The organism is Dietzia sp. NCCP-2495 (assembly GCF_026011735.1).
GTDB lineage: Bacteria > Actinomycetota > Actinomycetes > Mycobacteriales > Mycobacteriaceae > Dietzia.
Window position 1 is genome coordinate 1 of sequence record NZ_BRVN01000006.1, and the last position, 15098, is coordinate 15098.

Sequence of the window (15098 nt, forward strand, 5' to 3'; positions counted from 1 at the left end):
ACTCCCCTGTTCTTGCATTCACCTGGCGCGGCCCCATACCCATTCACCAGCATCGACCCCAAGTGGTGTGACCTGACTAACACTAGGCGAGCGGCGAAGAAAAGGAAAGTCTTACTGGACGCTGGACCTTGACGGTCGTCCCCGACACGAACCACGCATTCACATGCGTTATCAGCGACCACATGTACCGAGGCTCACCTGAGCCGCCTTCACAGGTCTCGACCAAATAACGTGGCGCCCGGACGCTCCGGGCGCGACGTGTCAGCGCTGGATTCCTACGTCAGTTCGCAGGTCCCGATGTCCACCTTCAAGGTGCGGCCGGCCACGGTGACCGTGAGCTCGCCGCTGACTTCTTCGATCCGGCTCGCGCCGTCCACGTCCGCGGCGCAGACCTCGGTTCCGCCTCTGGTCACCACCAAGTAGGTGCGTCCGTCGATGTCCTCGAGTCGCGCGAAGGCGTCGCCCACCGGAATCGGCGAGTCCCCCACTCCGGCCTTGACCGACGACGTGGTCGTTGTGCTCGGAGCGGTGGGCGTATTGCTCGGTTGCGGCGAGGCAGTTGCCGGAGCGGGAGAACTTGGAGTCGGTTTGACGGTGGTCACCCGGGCTGTGCGTGGCAGCGCGGGAGTAGGCGACACGGACGCAGAGGTCGAGGCCTCGGAAGTCGACTTCATCGAGCTCTTTTCCACAGGACTCGTCGGAGTGAACGAATTAACGCCGGGAGATTCCGCCCTTTCGGCCGGGGATCCACCGTCATCAGCCTCGCGTTCTACCTCTTCCCCCGCCGCCTCACCTGCAAGCCGCATCGCCGCTTCAACCGGCTCGGCGCCTGAAGTCAATCCCTCGGGAAAGGTTCCAGGAGGACCTGTACCAGTTCGCTGCCCTCGCGAGCCACCAGTGCAGTCGTATATCAAACTCGACGAATGGACAAAATACCACCCAATCCAGTTATTTGATTCTTCGCCAAGCTCATTGACAGAGTATATCTTTGCAGTGAAGGACCACCCATTGGTGCCACCCAATTGATCATTAGTCAGTCGCGGAAACCGAATAGTATCTCTCGGATAAGGGTAGCTATCTTCTGGACCCCAGCTGTATGGCCCGTTGGAACCCAGACGCCGGACAAGGCCGTTATCTTGAACAATGTACATTCGATAACGCTGCTCTTCTCTCTTTTTATTAATAGTAAATCTAATGCCGGCCCAGTTGGCGTTTTCATAATCTGAACATGAGATTTCATCTGCCCGAGGTAGCAAATCATCGGCTGTAGCGAGATCTTGCGAGGTCGCAGTGGCTGTGCCATTAGGGGCAGCGTCAGTAAGAGCGATCTGAGACGCCATTATGCTGAGCCCGAGTGCGCACGCGATGACGGCAGCAATCAACCTGGGCCTATGAAGCGATCTAGTCATTGCCGATCTCCTCGTTCATCATCGTCTCACCACCAGCACGGGCCGGCCCGAAGGCAAGCATGAGCAACGCCCCGGACAAAAGTCCGCCTAGGAAAATCGCCGTTCGTCCCGACAGCCACATCACCAAGTAACCCAGATATTGAGCATCTACGAACACACGCTCGGCCTCGGTAATCACGTAGGGAAAGGGGTCGTCGACCGGGTTCGCGTCACCTTTGAGGGTTACCGCCACGGCGCCGTTGTCGTCGTCAAACTCTGTCACCGAAACCACGCGGTGCGTGATTGACGTGCCGCTGTCGTTCTTGACCGCGATGACGTCGCCCACCTGAACCTCGGATGCGCCGATGGTCCGGGCCAACGCCAACGAGCCAGTGGTGATTTCTGGGGCCATCGACCCTGACCGGAAGACCAGCGGGCTGATCCCGAAAAACATGGACGCCGCGGCCAACAGCATGCACACCACACCCGCGACCGCACCAACGTTGAGGGCGAGGTTGCCCCACCGCATCCAACGTTCGGAGCGCTCGGTTTCGCCCTGCTCTGCGAATGGTTTCGCCACATTGATTCCCGTAGTCATGATGCTGCCGTTGCTGTGAACTCGACTACGGCCTTGACCGCTTTGCCCGAAACAGTCTTAGACACTGCGGAAGACAATTGCGCCTGGAAACACAGGATTTCCGAACTGGACGACGTCAATGTGCGTGCGGTGCTGATGAATGGCTTGGATGTCCCCACCGCGAGGGTGGTCGAACCGATTTGAGTCCCGCCAGTGCACGTTCCACCGCTCAGGGTGGCTCCCGCTCTCGCCGTCACCGCTATGTACTGAGCGAGACTCGAATCGCCGGTGGCATTAATTTTCGCGGTGTAACCGAAGCCGACTCCGCCCTTGTTCTGCACAGTCAGCGTGGACGCAACCGTACTTCCCGGCATGAGTCCTGAGCCCGCGAGGGACCACGTGGACGCGTATGAATCATTGACTTGCAGGTCCAACGACGCGGCACTGAATGCTCCCGAAGTCGCAGTAGCGTTGTCCACCCAATACGCCACTGTTCCCGCAGCACTGAGGCTGAACACCATGCCTAGCGACAGCAGCGCGCGAACTCGAGTCCATGCCGAGCCGCGCCACTTGAATTGCTGCCAGCTAATCCTTGAATTTGCGACAATGTCCCGCTTCTTGTTGCCTGCCATCAGCGACTCTCCCCTCTTTCAGGCGATACATCCGCGACCGTCGTCTTGCGTGATCGATCACGCAGGCTTCCACAGAACATCCAGACCGCGTAGGCGCCCAAGCCGCCGACCACGACCATGATCAGCACCTGCCTGTTTTCGCCCGAGAGCAGGTTATTTGCGTATCCGAGGTAGGGAACCGAGTACCAAAGCTTGCCTCTGACCTGCCCTGGGACCAGGAGATCCGAATCAGGGATGCTGTTGGCATCCCCCTGGGTCTGAATTCGCAGTTGCCCCTGCGCGTCATAGGCCAGCTGCGTGATTCGGTGTGTATTGACGGCCGGATTATCCGATTCGATCTGGAACGTGATCACGTCCCCGGCGCGGAGTTCGTCAGCAGGGACTGGCTTTACCACGATCAAATCCGCCGGCGAAAGAGTGGGTTCCATAGAACCCGAAAGGACCGTATACGGGGTGGCGCCGGCGATGCGCGGCACCACCACGAGCGCTGCCAGGACTGCAAACGCCACGATGAGCAGTGCCCCGGATGTGACAGTGCGAATCCACCACCACACACCAGTCCGCTCTTCGGGTGCGTCGGCCGCATCCGACTCAGCCCCCACGTCGCTCGCTGTCATGATTGCGTGGTCCCGAACGTGAAGGTAGCCGCCCCCGAGTTCCCGGCAGTAGCGTTCGGCCCCATCGTTACGCGGAAGCACAGGATCTCCGATGTCCCCTTCGCGAGTTCGCGATAACTAGTCTCCGCATCAGTTAGATCGCCCGAATAGAGGGGGTCCCCCGAGGCTTCCCCCGAAGCCGGACAAGCGACTTCGGAGGGCACCGCGGTGACCTGCAACTTCAGTGGAAGAACTCCACTGAGAGTCGCGGAGTCGACCTTGTACTTCATCGGCACGTTGCCGGCGTTTCTTACGCGCAGCGGACGCTGCACCGAGTCGCCACTCACCATGTTGGATGCCGTCAATGCCGTGAACTGGTAGGCTTTCACCTGCGTATTCGAGTCACCGACGGCAATATCAAGCCTCCCAGCGGTGATAGTGGAGCCCGTACTCTGAGCGGAATTACTCCACAGAGCACCGGTCTGTTGCACGGAAACGATGGCGGCTCCCGCTGCGGCCACCGCGGCGAGAGTCCAACGACGATGAGTGGTCATCTGTTGATCAGCTCAGATCACGGAGTGGTGTTGCTCGCCGGAGCGGTTTGCTCGAGCGTGATGGTCGACCCGGCCAGGTTGGCGGATTCCCCCATCCCTTCTTTGTCCTTCGTATCCGCCTTGAAGGTGATGGTCGTAGTGACATTGATCGTCTTGCCATTGTCTGCCGACGTGATGTTGCTGAGCGTGATCCCTGGCGTGGAAGTCGTCGCATTGACGTCGAGGTAGTCCACGAGGCCGCCAGAGACCCCACCCAGCGCCGGTGTCAGCGAGGCAACAAGGTTCTTGCCCTCCACGTCGAGCCGGTACGCAGCGGAATACTTAACTCTGTCACCCGGAACGATGCGGTCGGTGCCCGGAACGAACGTGGTGTCGTCACCCCAGGTCCATGCGCCCGTCGAGGTCGGGGTGATCTTGAGCTGCCCTGCCGTGACGGTGTCGCCGCCGAGCGACGCCTCATCGCTCCACGCCGCGTACGTTCCCGCGCCGCCGGCCAGCAGCAGCGCGGCCGCCCCCAGGGCGATGGCGCCCTTGGTGTTCTTCTTCATGGGATCCCTTTCAAGGTGTTCGGTACCGGGGCGGCGTAGCCGACCGGACCAGCGGTGCGATGTCGCCGGCCTCGGGCCTTCTCATCGCTCAAACGTGACGGACCATGTGTCCGTCGACGGTCGGCAGCGGGTGCTGACGACCGAGTTCTCGGGCCCCGGTTGTCCGGGGCGATGGTGGGCTCCTATCCGAAGCCCAGGGAGGGACTGCTCAGTGAACCGACGCCGATCCACGAGGCGGGCAGGGAACCGGTGCCCGACGACCCACTACTCCCGGAGGAGCCGGTCGAGCCGGATTTCACCGAGCCGCTCCCGGCGGAGGAGCCGAGCGAGCCGGTCGAGCCGGATTTCACCGAGCCGCTCCCGGTGGAGGAGCCGAGCGAGCCGGTCGAGCCGGAGGAGCCGAGCGAGCCCAACGAGCCAGTGGATCCCGAGCCGCCGCCACCGCCCGGGCGCTCGTGCAGGGCGATCCCCCAGTCCGGCGCGATAGTGGCGGCCTGCTCGACCTCCGCGGCGGGCACGCCCACGTTCAGCGTGAGGCGCACGGTCTCGCCGGCATCCAGCGCGAACTCGCTCATCAGGACTCCCGGCCCGGGGGGCTGCGCGCCCGGCAGGATCTGTGTCCGGCCCTCGACGCCGTTGACGTCGACCCGGAACCAGGCGCTGCCGCGCTCGACGGACCAGTTGCCCAGGTACACCTCGCCCTCGACGTCGGACTGCCCGTCCACCCGGAGGTGAAAGCTCGTCGCATTGGGTGTGCCGCCCGGAACCGGAATAGTGGCCTGATCCCACGGGATCACCTCGGCCCCGCCCCAGGTCAGGCCATCGGCCGAGAACTGGTAGCGCTCCCGCTCCACCGGCTCGGGGGCACTCGGAGCCGCGGTGGCCATACAGCCCGCGGACAGCGCTGTGACCATGCCGAGACCCAGCAGTTGGAGACCCCTGAGCGGAAGGGGCGAGCCGTGTTGACGTGACCCCGAAACGACGAACATGAGAACGTAAGCTAGATCACACCTCGTGCCTGGGTCAATAGGTTCCTTTTATTTTAGTGCTGCTTACCTGGTCGGGCGCCCAGCAGGACCATCCCGGACACCCAACGCTGTGGACATTGAGCCTTCACTGCTGCACACGGTGGGAATAGGACGATCGACCTCGAGGCGATACACTTGGCCGAAGCAGCCGCCACAGTGAGATGGGTCACACTCTTGACCTGAGTAAATGCCTAGTCAGCGGAGCTTGTCACCCACTCGATTGTCGTCCCCGAAAGGACCGCAGCATGACCACACTCTGTAGGAAGTCGATCGCCGTCAGCGCCGCCGCGCTGATGGCCGTGTCCGGCCTGACCGTCGGCGCCGCCACCGCGAGCGCGCAGACCACCGGCACCGAGAACTGCGCGACCAGCCAGTCGGTGACGAAGAACTTGGCAGGCAACTACACCGTAAACAAGGAAGTCGTTGGTGACGGCACTGTCGCCCCGGGCGGCCAGGTCACCTTCCGGACCAAGGTCAGCGGTGCAGGCGGTCTCGTCGCCTCGATCACCGACTATCACCCCGCCGGGTTCGAGCTCGTCGGCGCTCGAGAGAACGTCTGGTGGCTCGTCGGGGGCCAGAAGTGGGCCGACGTCACCGGCAAAGTGACCAAGAACGCCGCAAACAACTCGGTGAAGCACTCGGGTAGCGGCTGGACAACTGCGAGTGGCGCGACGGCCACTCTCGAGACCACCTACAGGGTGCCGGCGGACGCCAAGCCCGGCACCGTCCTCAACTCGGGGGCGGCCACCTCGGTCACCGCCGTCGGAAGCATTGATGCCAACCCCATCGACGTCTGCGTCACCATCCGCGAGCCCAACGCCGCGGAGGCCGTGACCGGTAGCCTCGACGGCCTGGGCCTCGGCTCGGTGACCTCCGGCTCCACCGCCGCCGGCGGCATCTCCAGCGACCCGTCCGGGTTCATCTCGGACATCATCAACGGCCTCGACCTCGGGAAGATGGTCGGCCTGAGTTGAGCCCCAAGCCGGCCGAGTAGCCGGCGATAGGCCCCGACAGTCTCGAGCCCCGGCCACCCGCACTCACGCGGGAGGCCGGGGCTCTGGCCTGCGGCCGCTCCCTTACCTGGCGTCCGCCCAGTACGGCTCCTTGAGCGTCCGCTTGACCAGCTTCCCGTTGGCCTGCCGCGGCAGCGCGTCCACCACGTCGATCGTGCGAGGCAGCTTGAACTTCGCCACCCGCCCGGACAGGTCCGCCAGGATCTCCGACTTGAGCTCCTCGGACTCCTCGAAGCCCTCGGCCAGCTCGATCACGGCCTTGACCTCCTCGCCCCAGTCCGTGTGCGGGATCCCGAACACCGCGGCATCACGCACCGCGGGGTGCCGCGTCATCTCCGACTCGATCTCCGCCGGGTAGATGTTCACGCCGCCCGAGATGATCATGTCGTTCTTCCGGTCCCGCAGGAACAGGTAGCCGTCCTCATCGACGTACCCGATGTCGCCCATCGTGAACATCTCGCCCACGTACGTCTTGGCAGTCTTTTCTGCATCCTGGTGATACTCGAACTGCGAGCCGTGCATCTGGAGATAGACGTTCCCGACCTCGCCGACGGGCAGCTCGTTGCCGTCGTCGTCGAGGATCTTCAAGGTCGTCGTCTTCCACGGGCGCCCCACGCTGCCGGGCTTGCGCAGCCACTCCTCGCCCGTGATGGTGCAGCCGCCGCCCTCGGTGCCGGCGTAGTACTCGGTGAGTACCGGCCCCCACCAGTCCAGCATCGCCTGCTTGACGTGCTGCGGACACGGCGCGGCCCCGTGGACGATGGTCCGCAGGCTCGACACGTCGTACTTCGCACGCACGTCCTCCGGCAGCTCGAGCAACCGCGAGAACTGGGTGGGCACCATGTGCGACTGCGTGACCCCGTGCTCGTCGATGAGCCGCAGCATCTGCTCGGGCGTCCACTTGTCCATGAGCACCACCAGCTGCCCCAGGTTGAGCGAGATGGTGACAAAATTGAGCACCGCCGTGTGGTACAGCGGCGAGCCGCAGATGTGGACGTTGTCCGGCGCGTGGATGTTGAAGCTGGCGAAGAAGTAGTAGTTGGGAACCGTCACCTGGTCGGGGCTCGCGCCGGTGAGCGGGCGGCGCACGCCCTTGGGGCGGCCGGTGGTGCCACTGGTGTAGAGCATCGGGGCGCCCAGGGTGCGGTCGGTGGGGAGGACCGGGGTGTCCGACGACGACGATGCCTCGGACCCGGCACCCGGCGCCGAGTCGCCCGGCGCCAGCTCCGCCAGCGGCCGGAACCCCGGCACCTCGCCCACCGCGTAGCAGCGTGCGGGATCCAGCCCGGCCTCGCGCGCGGCCACGGTGGCCACGTCGGCGAACCGCTCATCGGCGATGAACACGGTCGAGCCTGAGTTATCCAGGATGTAGGCGACCTCTGGGCCGGTGAGGTGCCAGTTGGCGGGCGCCACGTACAGGCCGATCTCCAACGCGGCGTAGTAGACCTCGAGGAACTCGATCGAGTTGGGGGCCAGCAGGACGATGCAGTCGCCGGTCCTCAGCCCCAGCTCCTGCAGGCCGCGCGCGTAGCGGTGGGCGGCGCCGGCGAGCTCGCCGAACGTCACCCGGCGGCCGGGGGCGTCGTCGGAGCCGCCCTCGATCACGGCCGGCCGGTCCGGCTGGGCCTCGGCGATGCGATACACACTGGTCACGTGCTTGCCGGTCCGCGGGTCGAGGACTCCTGCGTCGGCGGGGACGGTAGGCGTGGGTGCACTCATGACCCCATGGTAGAACGTGTTCTAACTCGATGGTGCCGCTTTCCCACCCCCGGACGGATCGGGACCGCTGACCGAGTCAACTACGCTCTCGCACATGGCCAAGCACCGAACTCGCGCCTCCGATGCCCAGCGCGCCGCCGTCCAGCAGGCCCTGGACACAGCCTTCGCCGCCGGGCGGCTCGACCACTTCGAGCACTTCGAGCGCATGCGGACCGCCACCAAGGCCAAGTACGTCGACGAACTGCGCCCGCTGGTGGAGGACATCAAAGAGAACAACGACGACCTCGGGCTCGGCAACGCCGGTCCCGCCGCCGGGAACCGGGGCAGCGCCCAACAGCCCGGCGGGCCGGGCCACGGCACGCGCGGGCGGACCCGCTCGGGCCGAAAGGGCCTGATCGTCGGCCTGGCGGTGGCGGTGCTCCTGCTGGGCGGGGGCGCGATCATCGCCGCCACCACCTCCGACTCCAGCTCGGAGGGTATGTCCACCGAGGACCTGACCCCCGGGCTGCTGCACACCGAGGACGGCGTGAACCGGCTCATCGCCGACACCCAGGCCGACCCCCAGTTCGCCAGCCGCGGCATCGACTCGATCCTCATCTACGGCAAGTACGCCACCCTGTCCCAGCAAGACCCGGCCACCCCGCACAAGCGGGTCACCTACGAGTACCGGGGCGGCTGGGAGGAGCGGCGGATCGACCCCATCGACGCCAAGGACACCCTCGACGTGTCGACCATCATGCCGTCAACGGTGATAGCCGCGATCAACGCCACGTCGGACGTGCTCGACCTGGACCCGGAGACAATGGTCATCAGCCACGTGCAGATCTCCGCGGACGCCCTCGGCGACCCGGAGGTGCGGGTCTCGGCCTCCAAGGGCAAGTACGGCGACCTGGGCACCGCCACCTTCGGCGCCGACGGCCAGCTCCGCCAGGTCCAAGAACCCTGACAGCCCCGCTGATCCACGCGGATCTGCAGAACTACGACGCCACGTTCACTCGGGCTGCGGGCATCCCACGGATGATCGGGTCAATTACTGCGGTGCCGCGTCGGGCCAGCGCGGGTTTGTCGCTCAGAGTGGGCATTAAGGCGGGGCGGGGAGCGGACGCGGGGCGAGCGCCGGGAGGGCAGGCCGCAGGCTCAGCCGATCAGCGCGCCGATCTTCTCGATCTCCTCAACCGTCTTGGCCGTGACCACGAGCATCGTGATGCCTGCGGCCTCCCACTCGGCGATCTGCTCGCGCACCTGCGCCTCGTCGCCGATGATCGCCGTGGCCTCCACCATCTCGTCCGGCACGGCGGCCGCGGCCTCGTCCTTGCGCCCCGCCCGGAACAGCTCGGTGATGCGGTCCACGTCCTCGGCGAATCCCATCCTGCGGAACGCCTCGGCGTGGAAGTTCTTCTCCTCGGCCCCCATGCCGCCGGCGTACAGCGCGGTGAACGGCTTGTAGGCGTCGATCACGCCGCGGCGGTCATCGGTGATGTGGAGCTGGCACAGGAACGCCACCTCGAAATCCTCACGTGTGCGCCGCGCACCGGGACGGGCGAAGCCTTCATCGAGCCAGGAGTTGAACTCGGACGCCGTGCGCGGGGAGGCGAGGAAGCCCAGCCAGCCATCGGCGATCTCGGCGGCAAGGGCCACGTTCTTTGGCCCCTCGGCGCCCAGCCAGATGGGCACGTCCTCGCGCAGCGGGTGCAGGATCGACTTGAGCGGCTTGCCGAAGCCGGAGGCGTCCGCGCCCTGGTACGGCAGCGCGTAGGCCGGCCCCTCGGAGGTGACCGGGGCCTCGCGCCGCAGCACCTTGCGGATGATGTCGATGTACTCGCGGGTCCGGGCGAGCGGCTTGGCGAACGCCTGTCCGTACCATCCCTCCACCACCTGCGGCCCCGAGACACCCAGCCCCAGGCAGAAGCGCCCGCCGGATAGGTGGTCGATCGTCATGGTGCTCATCGCGGTGGCCGTGGGCGTGCGAGCGGAGAGCTGCACGACGGCGGTCGACAACCGGATGTTCTCGGTCAGCGAGCCGTACCAGGCCAGCGGGGTGAACGCGTCCGAACCCCAGGCCTCGGCGGTGAAGACGGTGTCGAACCCCGCCTTGTCCGCCGCCACCACGAGGTCGGCGTGATTGGTGGGCGGCTGCGCGCCCCAGTATCCGAGCTGCAAGGCGAATTTCATGGACATAGTGTGACCCACGCCGCCGGATCCGCGTGACGCCCACAACGGAAAACCTCCCGAATTCCAGTGGAACGTGTTCTACTTGCGCTTGTGACATCAAGAGAGATCGCCGTAGAGATCACCCCACCGGACGAGCCGCCGCTGTCCGCCTCTCTCACTCCGTCCTTCGACTACACCAGGTCGACCGGGCCCGTGCTGGGAGCGTTCTTCACCGGACTGCGGGACCGACGGATCGTGGGCACCCGCGATTCGGCCGGCACCGTGCACGTCCCGCCCGTCGAGTTCGACCCGCTCACGCGCGGGCCGCTTACCGAGCTGGTCGAGATCGGTGCGGGTGACGGGATCGGCGGCGTCGTCGTCGCCTGGACCTGGGTTCCCTCCCCCACCGACCTCAACCCGCTCAGCTCCCCGTTCGCGTGGGCCCTGGTGCGGTTCGACGGCGCGGGCACCAGCATGCTCCTGCCCCTGGCCGCCGACGGACCCGACGCCGTGAGCACCGGGATGCGCGTGCGCGTGCGGTGGGCGGCAGAGCGGAGCGGGCGGGTCCACGACATCGCGTGCGTGGTCGCCGAGGGCGTGGTCGCCGAGGGCTCGAGCGGCGAGGGACGGGACGACGACAACAACACCACCGTTGACGCCCCGAGTTCCGATGCCTCCAGCTCCGACCCGGTGACCGGCATCGTCACGCCCATCGGCCTCGCGGTCACCCACACGGCCGCGCCCGCCGAGAGCGAGTTCCTGCGCGCCATCGTGCAGGGCCGCATCCTCGGGCGGCGCCGCTCCAACGGTCCCGAGGTCTACGTCCCGCCGCGCGACTACTGCCCGTCCGACGGCGTGGCGATGGGCGAGTACGTGCAGGTGGCCGACCACGGCACCGTCACCACGTTCGGCATCGTCAACGTGCCGTTCGCGGGCCAGCAGATCACGCCGCCGTACGTCACCGCGTACATCATGCTCGACGGCGCCGACGTGCCCGTCCAGCACCTGGTCCTGGGCTGCGAGGCCTCCGAGGTGCGGATCGGGATGCGCGTGCGCGCGGTGTGGGCGCCGGAGTCCGAGCGGCCCGCGTCCATGAAGGCCATCACACACTTCGAGCCGAGCGGCGAGCCCGACGCCGATCCCGCCGCACTGGCCGGTTCCGCCGAACTGGCAGATCCCGCCGATCCCGCCATACCTGTAGAGGACACCCCGTGACCCAGACAGCGCCCCGGGACGTGGCCGTCATCGGCTTCGCCCACGCCCGCCACACCGAGTCCACCTTCGGCACCACCAACGGTGTCGAGATGCTCGCCCCCGTCTTCGCCGAGTGCTACCGCCAGACCGGGCTCGACCGCACCGACATCGAGTTCTGGTGCTCCGGCTCATCGGACTACCTGGCCGGTCGCGCCTTCTCGTTCATCTCCGCCGTCGACTCGATAGGTGCCGTGCCGCCCATCTCCGAGTCCCACGTCGAGATGGACGCCGCATGGGCCCTGTTCGAGGCCTATCTCAAGATCGCCGCCGGCCACGCGGACACCGCGCTGGTCTACGGGTTCGGCAAGGCCTCCGCCAGCGACGACCTCGACTCGGCGCTCGCCCTGCAGCTCGACCCCTACACCGTCGCGCCACTGTGGCCCGGCCGCCACCACATCGCCGCCCTGCAGGCCCGCGCCGGCATCGACGCCGGCCGCTGGTCGGAGGCCGAGATGGCCGCCGTCGCCGCGCGCGCCCACGGCCGCGAGGCCGCCGACCTGCTGGCCGAGCCGTACGTGGCCGACCCGCTTCGCCGCCACGACTGCCCGCCGGTCACCGACGGGGCAGGTGCGATCATCCTCGCCTCCGGCGACCGCGCCCGTGAGCTGGTCGACAACCCCGCCTACATCTCGGGGATCGAGCACATCGCCGACTCCGCAGAGTTCGGGGCGCGCGATCTCACCGACTCGCCCTCGACCCGAGCCGCCGCGGCCCGAGCGACGGGCTCGTCGTCGGACCGTCCCGACCTGGGCGGCGTCGGGATCGCCGAGCTGCACACCCAGTACACGCACCAGGAACTGCTCCTACGCGCGGCGCTGGGCCTGTCCGACGATGTCACGGTGACCCCGTCGGGCGGCTCGCTGGTCGCCGACCCGCTGTTCTCCGCCGGACTCGAGCGCATCGGCTACGCCGCCGAGGCCATCTGGTCCGGCCGCGCCGAACGCGCCCTGGCCCACGCCACCAGCGGCCACCTGCTGCAGCAGAACCTCATCTGCCTCCTGGAAGGACGCACCGCATGAGCGAGAACTCGCACGGCTCCGGACTGCCCGCCGCCGTCCTCGGGACCGGCCAGACCCACCACGTGGCCCGCCGCGGCGACGTCACCATGGCCGGCCTCTGCCGTGAGGCCATCGACGCCGCCATGGTCGACGCCGGCGTGGGCTGGGACGACATCGACGCCGTAGTGGTGGGCAAGGCCCCCGACCTGTTCGAGGGCGTCATGATGCCCGAGCTGATGATGGCCGACGCCCTGGGCGCCGTGGGCAAGCCTCTCCTGCGCGTGCACACCGCCGGCTCCGTGGGCGGGTCGACCGCCGTCGTGGCCGCCTCGCACGTCCAGTCCGGGCGGTACCGCCGCGTGTTGGCCGTGGCCTGGGAGAAGCAGTCCGAGTCCAACGCCATGTGGGCGCTCTCGCTGCCCGTGCCGTTCACTGCGCCCGTCGGGGCCGGCGCCGGCGGCTACTTCGCCCCGCACGTGCGCTCCTACATCCGTAACACCGGCGCCCCCGAGCACGTGGGCGCCATGGTCGCGGTCAAGGACCGGCTCAACGGCGCCACCAACCCGTACGCGCACCTCAAGCAGCCCGACATCACCGTGGACAAGGTGCTCGAGGGGCAGATGCTGTGGGACCCGATCCGCTTCGACGAGACCTGCCCCTCCTCCGACGGCGCGTGCGCGATCGTGATCGGCGACGGCGAGGCCGCTGAGGCTGTCGAGGCAGAGGGCCGTCAGGTCGCTTGGATCCACGCCACCGCCCTGCGCACCGAGCCCGGCACCTTCGCCGGACGCGACTACGCCAACCCACAGGCCAGCCGCGACGCCGCGGCCGCGCTGTGGGCCGAGGCCGGGATCTCCAACCCGGCCGAGGAGATCGACGCCGCCGAGATCTACGTCCCGTTCTCCTGGTTCGAGCCCATGTGGCTGGAGAGTCTCGGATTCGCGGAACCCGGCGAGGGCTGGCGGATGACCGAGTCCGGCGCCACCGCGCGCGACGGCTCCCTGCCCGTCAACCCGTCCGGCGGGGTTCTCTGCTCGAACCCGATCGGCGCTTCCGGGATGCTGCGGTTCGCCGAGGCCGCCCGTCAGGTCATGAACAGGGCGGACGACCACCAGATCCCCGGGGCGAGAAAGGCTTTCGGCCACGCCTACGGTGGGGGATCCCAGTACTTCTCAATGTGGGTTGTCGGAACAGAGCGCAAGGCATGACCAATCCCTACCTCGACGAGACCGGCCAGTACCGGCCGCGCGCGATGAGCGAGCAGGCCCTGGCGAGCCCCGCCTACGCCGCCGCCCGCCGCTCGTGGGCCGCGACCAACGCCGGTGACCGCGACGCCTGGATCGGCGCCTGGTCCCCCGAGGGCACCATCGAGGACCCCGTAGGGCCGTCGATGTTCGACGAGGAGGGCCGCGGCCACACCGGCACCGAGCGCCTCCTGGAGTTCTGGGAGAAGGCCGTGGCCACCCCGGACCACATCGAGTTCCGCTTCGACCGCGCGATCGCCGCCGGCGACGAGCTGCTCTGCACCGGCACCATGCGCACCCACATGGGCGCCAACCTCATGGATATCGACATCGCGGTGGACTACCGCGTCGACGCCGACGGGAAGCTCATCGCGCTGCGCGCGTTCTGGGAGCAGGACGTGGCCATGTCCTCCGGGCTGCGCCCCCTCACAGACGACGACCGGGCCGCCATCTCAGGCGCCCTCCGAAAGGACACCTGACATGGCACGGGTAGCGGACGTCGAGTTCTCCGTCCCGGTCTCCTTCTCCCCCGTCGACCAGTACATCTCGATCGCCCGCGGCGCCGAGGCCGCCGGCTTCGACCGCGTGGTGCTGCCCGACTCCCTGTTCCACCCGCGTCGGCAGGACAAGGACTACCCCTACACGCCCGACGGCTCGCGCATGTGGGACGAGAACACGCAGTGGGTCGAGCCGCTCATCGCCTCCGCAGCCATGGGCGGGGCCACCTCGACCATCCGGTTCTCCCCGCAGGTGCTCAAAGTGGGGCCGCGGAACCCGCTGCTGCTGACCCGCCAGGTGGCCTCGGTCGCGCTGCTCACCGGCAACCGCCTGGACCTGGGCGTGGGGATCGGCTGGGACCCCAACGAGTTCGAGTGGTGCGGCGCCCCCTTCAAGGGCCGCGGTAAGCGCGTCGACGAGTCGCTGGCGATCATGCGCGAGGCGCTGCGCGGCGAGTGGATGGAGTTCCATGGCGACCACTTCGACTTCGACGAGCTCATCTTCACCCCCGCCCCCTCCGAGCAGGTGCCGTTCTACGTCGGCGGCCACACGGAGATCGCGCTCAAGCGGGCCGCGCGGCTCGGCCAGGGCTGGACCAGCGCGATGATGAAGTACGACGACATCGTGGCCACCGTGAAGCGCCTGGGTGAGCTTCTCGAGGCCAACGGTCGCTCGTTGGCCGACCGCGGCGACGGCAAGCCGTTCGCCATCCAGGTGGTGTGCCTCGACAAGTTCGGCAGCCGCGGGTTCACTGAGCTCGCCGAGGCGGGTGTCACCGACATCATCGTGATGCCGTGGATGATCGAGGGCCACGGTTTCGACTGCTCGGTGGATCAGAAGCTCGAGTCCATCGCCAACTTCGGCGCGAAGTACGGCCTCGGCGGCTGACACCGCCCCT

The 15098-nt window shown here is 67.2% G+C and carries 16 protein-coding genes; 7 read left to right on the top strand and 9 right to left on the bottom strand.

Annotated features, from left to right (window positions below; all coding sequences use genetic code 11):
- Positions 1–275: 275 nt before the first annotated feature.
- From OPF83_RS07365 to OPF83_RS07395, 7 genes are all read right to left on the bottom strand, one after another.
- Positions 276–674 carry a hypothetical protein gene (locus OPF83_RS07365; RefSeq protein WP_264886682.1) on the bottom strand — a complete coding sequence of 133 codons (399 nt, stop codon included), beginning with the start codon at positions 672–674 and terminating at the stop codon, positions 276–278.
- Positions 675–1401: 727 nt separating this feature from the next.
- A complete protein-coding gene (locus tag OPF83_RS07370) occupies positions 1402–1986 on the bottom strand; it encodes a signal peptidase I (RefSeq protein ID WP_264886684.1) in 585 nt (194 codons plus the stop codon).
- Entirely contained in the window at positions 1983–2597 is a 615-nt protein-coding gene (locus OPF83_RS07375) for a CalY family protein (RefSeq protein WP_264886685.1), read from the bottom strand. Before OPF83_RS07375 ends, OPF83_RS07370 begins: the two co-directional genes overlap by 4 nt.
- The gene (locus OPF83_RS07380; RefSeq protein ID WP_264886686.1) at positions 2597–3214 is read right to left on the bottom strand and encodes a signal peptidase I; all 618 of its coding nucleotides are present in this window, start codon (positions 3212–3214) and stop codon (positions 2597–2599) included. The genes OPF83_RS07375 and OPF83_RS07380 overlap by 1 nt, the downstream gene beginning before the upstream one ends.
- Positions 3211–3714, bottom strand: coding sequence for a hypothetical protein (locus OPF83_RS07385; RefSeq protein ID WP_264886687.1), 504 nt, complete (start codon positions 3712–3714; stop codon positions 3211–3213). Before OPF83_RS07385 ends, OPF83_RS07380 begins: the two co-directional genes overlap by 4 nt.
- A gap of 50 nt (positions 3715–3764) precedes the next feature.
- Positions 3765–4295, bottom strand: a complete 531-nt coding sequence (locus OPF83_RS07390; RefSeq protein ID WP_264886689.1) for an alternate-type signal peptide domain-containing protein — start codon at positions 4293–4295, stop codon at positions 3765–3767.
- Positions 4296–4477: 182 nt separating this feature from the next.
- On the bottom strand, positions 4478–5209 hold the full coding sequence (locus tag OPF83_RS07395; RefSeq protein ID WP_264886691.1) for a hypothetical protein: 732 nt from the start codon (positions 5207–5209) through the stop codon (positions 4478–4480).
- Positions 5210–5568: 359 nt separating this feature from the next.
- On the opposite strand from OPF83_RS07395, the gene OPF83_RS07400 reads away from it, so the two are divergent.
- Positions 5569–6297, top strand: a complete 729-nt coding sequence (locus OPF83_RS07400; RefSeq protein WP_264886692.1) for a hypothetical protein — start codon at positions 5569–5571, stop codon at positions 6295–6297.
- Between the two features lie 102 nt (positions 6298–6399).
- On the opposite strand, the gene OPF83_RS07405 is transcribed toward OPF83_RS07400, so the two are convergent.
- Positions 6400–8055, bottom strand: coding sequence for an acyl-CoA synthetase (locus OPF83_RS07405; RefSeq protein ID WP_264886693.1), 1656 nt, complete (start codon positions 8053–8055; stop codon positions 6400–6402).
- A gap of 94 nt (positions 8056–8149) precedes the next feature.
- On the opposite strand from OPF83_RS07405, the gene OPF83_RS07410 reads away from it, so the two are divergent.
- Entirely contained in the window at positions 8150–9001 is an 852-nt protein-coding gene (locus OPF83_RS07410) for a DUF1707 domain-containing protein (RefSeq protein WP_264886694.1), read from the top strand.
- Between the two features lie 191 nt (positions 9002–9192).
- On the opposite strand, the gene OPF83_RS07415 is transcribed toward OPF83_RS07410, so the two are convergent.
- The gene (locus OPF83_RS07415; RefSeq protein WP_264886695.1) at positions 9193–10227 is read right to left on the bottom strand and encodes an LLM class F420-dependent oxidoreductase; all 1035 of its coding nucleotides are present in this window, start codon (positions 10225–10227) and stop codon (positions 9193–9195) included.
- A 90-nt stretch (positions 10228–10317) separates the two neighbouring features.
- Here OPF83_RS07415 and OPF83_RS07420 point away from each other — a divergent pair, with 90 nt between their 5' ends.
- Genes OPF83_RS07420 through OPF83_RS07440 form a run of 5 tightly spaced genes read left to right on the top strand, consistent with a single transcriptional unit; the run spans position 10318 to position 15088 of the window.
- Positions 10318–11421 carry a Zn-ribbon domain-containing OB-fold protein gene (locus OPF83_RS07420; protein WP_264886697.1) on the top strand — a complete coding sequence of 368 codons (1104 nt, stop codon included), beginning with the start codon at positions 10318–10320 and terminating at the stop codon, positions 11419–11421.
- Positions 11418–12479 carry a thiolase domain-containing protein gene (locus OPF83_RS07425; RefSeq protein WP_264886698.1) on the top strand — a complete coding sequence of 354 codons (1062 nt, stop codon included), beginning with the start codon at positions 11418–11420 and terminating at the stop codon, positions 12477–12479. Before OPF83_RS07420 ends, OPF83_RS07425 begins: the two co-directional genes overlap by 4 nt.
- Complete coding sequence (locus OPF83_RS07430; protein WP_264886699.1) at positions 12476–13666, top strand: thiolase domain-containing protein; 1191 nt, start codon at positions 12476–12478, stop codon at positions 13664–13666. Before OPF83_RS07425 ends, OPF83_RS07430 begins: the two co-directional genes overlap by 4 nt.
- Positions 13663–14181 carry a nuclear transport factor 2 family protein gene (locus tag OPF83_RS07435; RefSeq protein ID WP_264886700.1) on the top strand — a complete coding sequence of 173 codons (519 nt, stop codon included), beginning with the start codon at positions 13663–13665 and terminating at the stop codon, positions 14179–14181. The genes OPF83_RS07430 and OPF83_RS07435 overlap by 4 nt, the downstream gene beginning before the upstream one ends.
- A gap of 1 nt (position 14182) precedes the next feature.
- Positions 14183–15088 carry a TIGR03619 family F420-dependent LLM class oxidoreductase gene (locus OPF83_RS07440; RefSeq protein ID WP_264886701.1) on the top strand — a complete coding sequence of 302 codons (906 nt, stop codon included), beginning with the start codon at positions 14183–14185 and terminating at the stop codon, positions 15086–15088.
- The last annotated feature ends 10 nt before the right edge of the window (positions 15089–15098 follow it).

Excerpts from the sequence above, each read along its gene's own strand:
- OPF83_RS07365 (WP_264886682.1), bottom strand. The coding sequence starts at position 674 with ATGAAGTCGACTTCCGAGGCCTCGACCTCTGCGTCCGTGTCGCCTACT.
- OPF83_RS07395 (WP_264886691.1), bottom strand. The coding sequence starts at position 5,209 with ATGGTCACAGCGCTGTCCGCGGGCTGTATGGCCACCGCGGCTCCGAGT.
- OPF83_RS07440 (WP_264886701.1), top strand. The coding sequence starts at position 14,183 with ATGGCACGGGTAGCGGACGTCGAGTTCTCCGTCCCGGTCTCCTTCTCC.
- OPF83_RS07435 (WP_264886700.1), top strand. The coding sequence starts at position 13,663 with ATGACCAATCCCTACCTCGACGAGACCGGCCAGTACCGGCCGCGCGCG.
- OPF83_RS07375 (WP_264886685.1), bottom strand. The coding sequence starts at position 2,597 with ATGGCAGGCAACAAGAAGCGGGACATTGTCGCAAATTCAAGGATTAGC.
- OPF83_RS07400 (WP_264886692.1), top strand. The coding sequence starts at position 5,569 with ATGACCACACTCTGTAGGAAGTCGATCGCCGTCAGCGCCGCCGCGCTG.
- OPF83_RS07370 (WP_264886684.1), bottom strand. The coding sequence starts at position 1,986 with ATGACTACGGGAATCAATGTGGCGAAACCATTCGCAGAGCAGGGCGAA.
- OPF83_RS07430 (WP_264886699.1), top strand. The coding sequence starts at position 12,476 with ATGAGCGAGAACTCGCACGGCTCCGGACTGCCCGCCGCCGTCCTCGGG.
- OPF83_RS07415 (WP_264886695.1), bottom strand. The coding sequence starts at position 10,227 with ATGAAATTCGCCTTGCAGCTCGGATACTGGGGCGCGCAGCCGCCCACC.
- OPF83_RS07410 (WP_264886694.1), top strand. The coding sequence starts at position 8,150 with ATGGCCAAGCACCGAACTCGCGCCTCCGATGCCCAGCGCGCCGCCGTC.
- OPF83_RS07390 (WP_264886689.1), bottom strand. The coding sequence starts at position 4,295 with ATGAAGAAGAACACCAAGGGCGCCATCGCCCTGGGGGCGGCCGCGCTG.
- OPF83_RS07380 (WP_264886686.1), bottom strand. The coding sequence starts at position 3,214 with ATGACAGCGAGCGACGTGGGGGCTGAGTCGGATGCGGCCGACGCACCC.
- OPF83_RS07405 (WP_264886693.1), bottom strand. The coding sequence starts at position 8,055 with ATGAGTGCACCCACGCCTACCGTCCCCGCCGACGCAGGAGTCCTCGAC.